Source organism: Thermoanaerobaculia bacterium (genome assembly GCA_035260525.1).
In the GTDB taxonomy this organism is placed as follows: domain Bacteria; phylum Acidobacteriota; class Thermoanaerobaculia; order UBA5066; family DATFVB01; genus DATFVB01.
Window position 1 is genome coordinate 1 of the sequence record DATFVB010000018.1, and the last position, 5,020, is coordinate 5,020.

Annotated in this window: 5 protein-coding genes; 3 read left to right on the forward strand and 2 right to left on the reverse strand. The window is 70.2% G+C overall.

Annotated features, from left to right (window positions below):
- From VKH46_00630 to VKH46_00640, 3 genes are all read left to right on the forward strand, one after another.
- Positions 1–684, forward strand: a 684-nt coding sequence (locus VKH46_00630; GenBank protein HKB69320.1) for a hypothetical protein, incomplete at its 5' end; no start/stop codon positions are given.
- A 55-nt stretch (positions 685–739) separates the two neighbouring features.
- Positions 740–2,107: a DEAD/DEAH box helicase gene (locus VKH46_00635; protein ID HKB69321.1), complete on the forward strand. Its 1,368-nt coding sequence runs from the start codon at positions 740–742 to the stop codon at positions 2,105–2,107.
- A 71-nt stretch (positions 2,108–2,178) separates the two neighbouring features.
- Positions 2,179–3,168 (forward strand): GGDEF domain-containing protein, encoded by a 990-nt coding sequence (locus tag VKH46_00640; GenBank protein HKB69322.1) that lies wholly within the window; start codon positions 2,179–2,181, stop codon positions 3,166–3,168.
- Between the two features lie 329 nt (positions 3,169–3,497).
- Here VKH46_00640 and VKH46_00645 read toward each other — a convergent pair whose 3' ends face one another.
- Complete coding sequence (locus VKH46_00645; protein ID HKB69323.1) at positions 3,498–4,550, reverse strand: ATP-grasp domain-containing protein; 1,053 nt, start codon at positions 4,548–4,550, stop codon at positions 3,498–3,500.
- A gap of 4 nt (positions 4,551–4,554) precedes the next feature.
- On the reverse strand, positions 4,555–5,020 hold a 466-nt coding region (locus VKH46_00650), incomplete at its 5' end, for a hypothetical protein (protein ID HKB69324.1).

Genomic DNA, 5,020 nt, shown 5'->3' on the forward strand with positions numbered 1-5,020 from the left:
TGCGCGACGTTTGCGGGAGAGGACCGTCTCCGGATCTACTCCGCGCGCCGCGCGGCGTCCGATCCGGCGACGACGATCGAGATCTTCGAGCTCGACGTGGCCGCCCGGCGGCTCCGATCGACCGGAACCGCCGGTCCCTTCCGCCGCGCGTTCCCGATTCTCGCGTCGCCCGACCGGTCCCGGATCCTCCTGCGCGACGAGACCGCGACCGTTCATCTCCTCGACGCGGTGACGGGCGAAACGCTCGCGACGTTCTCCGGGGGCGGCGCGACGTTCCGCTCGGCGACGTTCCTGTCGGACGGCCGCATCGGTCTCTTCGAATCCGGAGGGGCCGTCGCGCGCCTCCGGGTGCTCTCTCCCGGCGGCGCCGAAACGGGCGCATTTCCGGTCGGCGGCGCGGAACGCGCCTGGCTCCTCGGCGAGCCCCGGAAGGGCGCCCTGATGCTCGCCACGGCGTCGGCTCAGCCGCGCGCCGTTCTCGTCGTCGATCTCGCCACGGGACACGTCGAGCGCTGGGCGAACGGCCTCCGGCCCGCGGCGCCGTACGCCGCCACGCTGTCCGGAGATCCCGGAGCCCTCTCCGCGCCGGGCGGCCTCGAGACGCGGCTCTTCTTCGATTCCCGGTTCGCGCTCGTCGAGCTCGAGGGTCCGAACCGCGTCCGGCGGCTGTTCCCCAGGCACTGACGGCGCTCTCCGGCCGCTTGTGTATCGGACGCTCCTGTGAGAGGCTCGACCTCTTATGCCTTTTTCGAAATTCGGCCTCCACCCCGACCTCCTCCGCGGAATCCACGACATGGGTTTCACGCGGCCCACCCCGATCCAGTCGGACGCGATTCCCCCCGCCATGGAGGGGCGCGACGTGCTCGCCTGCGCGATGACCGGAAGCGGCAAAACCGCGGCCTTCGTCCTTCCGATCCTCCACCGCCTGATGTCGAAGCCGCGCCGGACGACCCGCGCGCTGATCATCACCCCCACCCGCGAGCTCGCCGCGCAGATCGACGAGCATCTCGGCCAGCTCGCGACCCACACGCCCATGTCGGGCGCGGCCGTGTTCGGCGGCGTCGGCATGGGTCCGCAGGAGCACGCGTTCCGCGCGGGGGTCGACGTCATCGTCGCGACGCCGGGGCGGCTCCTCGACCATTTCCGGCATCCCTACGCGAGCCTCGCCGGGCTCGAGATCCTCGTGCTCGACGAGGCGGACCGGATGCTCGACATGGGATTCCTTCCCGACATCCGGCGGGTCCTGAAGCACCTCCCGCACCGCCGCCAGACGCTCTTCTTCTCGGCCACGATGCCGCCGCCGATCGTCGAGCTCTCCCGCGAGATCCTGAAGAACCCCGCGCTCGTCAACCTCGAGCGAAAATCCGCGCCCGCCGTCGGCATCACCCAGGCGGTGTACCCGGTGCCGCAGGAAGGGAAGCTCCCGCTCTTCCTCGAATTGCTCAAGCGCGGAGAGTTGAAGACCGTCCTCGCGTTCACGCGCACGAAGCACCGCGCGAACCGGCTGGCGGAGTTCCTCGCCCGGCACGGCGTCCCCTCCGACCGCATCCACGGGAACCGCTCGCAGGCGCAGCGCACGCAGGCGCTCGCGAACTTCAAGGCCGGCAAGTACCGGGTGCTCGTCGCGACCGACATCGCCGCACGCGGCATCGACGTCGAGGCGCTTTCGCACGTCGTCAACTTCGACGTGCCGAACGTTCCCGAGGACTACATCCACCGCGTCGGACGCACCGCCCGCGCCGAGGCGACCGGCGACGCTTTCACGTTCGTCTCGCCCGAGGAAGAGGGCGATCTCCGCGCGATCGAGCGCGCGATCGGGAAGCGCCTGCCGCGCGTCGTGCTCCCCGATTTCGACCCGAAGGCCGCCGCGCCCGAGCGCTTCGAGGTCCCCCTCTCGGAGCGCATCGCGGCGATCCGCGCGCGCAAGTCCCAGGAACGGGCGCGCGCCCGGGAGAAGGAGGAGCGGCGCAGGGCCGGCTCCGCGGGGCCGGGCCGTTCCGCTTCCGCCGCCCCGGCGCACCGCCCCGGCGCCGCACCCGGCGCTCCGGGAGCCGGCGGTTCGTCCGGACGTCCCGGGCCCGGCGGACGCCCCCGTCGCCGGCGTTAGCGGCGAAGAGGCCCGGCACGCGCGCCGCGAAAGCGGCGTGGTACGATCGGGCCAGACAAAAGGCGCGAACAATGGACGACCCGGGCAGAACCGCCGGCGGCGGGCTCGATTTCCTGGGGCGGCAGCCCTCGGAGGAAACGTCGCCCGATCTCGCGATCGCGAGGCGTCAGACGACGCAATCGAACGTTCCGCGCGCCCGAATCGCCGGGTCCGCGAGCGAGGAAGCGGAGGCCGCGATCATCCTCATCTCGCACCCGGAGAACCGGAGCATCGGCCGCCGTTATCGGCTCGCGCCCGGGACGTCCCTCGAGATCGGACGCTCGCCGCAGCTGGAAGTGGCGCTTCCGGACGTCCCCTCGGTGTCGCGCAACCATGCCCGTCTCGAGCACCAGCGCGGCCTCGTCGTCCTTCGCGACCTGCAGAGCACGAACGGCACGGCGGTCAACGACCAGCTGATCGATCGTCCCACGGTTCTCCGGAGCGGCGACCGCTTCCAGGTCGGCGCGGTCCACTTCAAGTTCCTGCACGAGCAGGACGTCGAGCAGGCGTACCACGACGCGATCTTCGAGCTCGTCGTTCGCGACGGCCTCACCGCCGTGTACAACAAACGCAAGTTCGACGAGGAGATCGAGCGCGAGTTTTCGCGCGCGCGGCGCTACGAGCGCCCGCTGTCGCTCATCTTCGCCGACATCGACCTCTTCAAGTCCGTCAACGACCGCCACGGCCACCTCGCCGGCGATTTCGTGCTGCAGCAGGTGGCCGGCCGGATGGCGCGCGTGCTGCGCGTCGAAGAGACGCTCGCGAGGATCGGCGGCGAGGAGTTCGGGGTCCTCTGCCCCGAGACGGACGCCGCGGCGGCCGCCCAGGTCGCCGAGAAGCTCCGGCGCGAAGTCGCCGCCGCTCCCTACGAATCCGGCGCGGTCTCGCTCGGCGTCACGTGCTCGTTCGGCGTCGCCGAATGCACGCCGGAGATGGCCGGACCCGCCGACCTCTGCCGCGCGGCCGATCGGGCGCTGTATCGGTCCAAGCAGAACGGCAGAAATCACGTTTCCATCGCCTAACGCGGCGATCCATCGAGCCGGACGGGCGTGTGCCGCCCGCGCCGCCCTGCGACATACGTTCCGGTATGCCTCGGGACGTCGCGATCGACCCGCATCCCGTCGGGCTCGCGTCTCGCCGCGCCTCTGTGCCCACTCAACCGGCAACGCTGATCGTCATCGGCGTCGCCGACCCGCGGGTCCTGTGGCGCAATGTCCTTTGGCGACGAGGCGTGGCCAGACGTGCTGGAAGGTGGGCGCGTCAGGCGCTGACGCGCCCACCGCGAGGCAGCCGATCCGTCGCGCGTCGACGCATCGCGCTGAATTCCGGCTCGATGTACGGCCCGCGCCCGCTAGCTGGCGCGGGCCATGGCGAGGTCGACGATCTCGCGAATCATCCCGTGATACGACCTTCCCGATTCCTTCGCGGCCATCGCGAACTCGGCCGAGGAGGAGAGCCACGGGTTCGGATTCGCCTCGATGACGAAGATCTTGCCGTCGGTTCCGATCCGCAGATCGATCCGGCCGTAGTCGCGGAGCTCGAGGGCGCGATACGCCGCGATCGCGGTCTCCTCGACCTTCCGGACGAGCTCTTCGTCGAGGTCGGTTGCGATCGCCGGTTTCGTCCTCTTGTAGGCCTCCGTTTCCCGCTCCCACTTGACCTCGGTCCCGGCGATCCGCGGCATCCCTTCCGGGAGCTTGGAGAGGTCGAGCTCGACGAGCGGCAGCGCCTCCGGCCGGTCGTTGCCGATGACCGCGGCGTAGATCTCCCGTCCCTCGACATATTCCTCGACGAGGACCGGGGAGTCGAAACGCTCCTGGATCTGCTCGACTCTTTCCATCATCTCCTTGATCGTGCGGACGACCGACCCCGCGTCGATGCCGATCGAGCCGTCCTCCGACGTCGGCTTGACGATCAGCGGGAACTGGATGTCGTGGGAGAAGCCGACCTTCCCGCGGTCGATCACGGCGAAGTAGGGCGTCGGCAGGCCGTGGAACTGGAAGATCTTCTTCGCCAGCGCCTTGTCCTGGGCGAGATACAGCGCATGCGAGCCGGCGCCGGTGAACGGCCGGTCGAGCAGCTCGAGGTACGCCGCGATGTTCATGTCGCGCGTGTCGTCGCCCGCGTACGACTCGGTGAGGTTGAAGATCAGCTCGGCGCCGTTTCGCGCGAGGTTCAGGAGCGACGAATCCTTCCCGTCGAGGACGTGGTAGGACGGCTCGTGGCCGATCTTGACGAGCGCGTCGAAGATCTCCTCCCGGTCGAGCTTCGGCCGCCGGATCCGCTTCGGCGGCGGCTTCTTCTTGCGCTTGCGCGCGCGCGGAACGGGCTCCTCGGCGGGTTTCTCCTCCGGCGGCGGCGCGCCCCCCTCCTCCCAGACGTCGTAGAGCACGGCGATCTTCATCCGGTCATTCCTCCTCCGTCGCGATGAACTCGCCCCGGACGAGGTAGTTCATCGCGAGCGTCGTGACGTACGCGGTCACGGCCGCGAGATCGGCGCGTTCCCGCGACGCTTCCGTCGCGAGATCGAGCTCCCGCAGCCTGCGCTCGATCGACTCGACGAGGCTCTTGATGAGGGGTCTCCGCACTCCCGTCCAGTACGTGACCCGGTCGACGATCGCCTTGCCGCACTCGGCCACGAGGTCCGCGGCGGACCGCCCCGGCCGGAGCCGGGCGCGGCGCGGCTTCGGGAAGATCTCCTTCAGATCCACGTCGAGCGGAAGGCTCGCGGCCAGATCCGCGTCGGACTGCCGCGCTTCGCGGTAGAACTCGGCGATCGTCGTCTCCATCTCGTCCACGGTGACGTCGGTCGCTCCCCGGACGCGCGGAGGGTCGACGTCGCCCACCCGCCGCGCGACGCGGTCGACGTAGCGG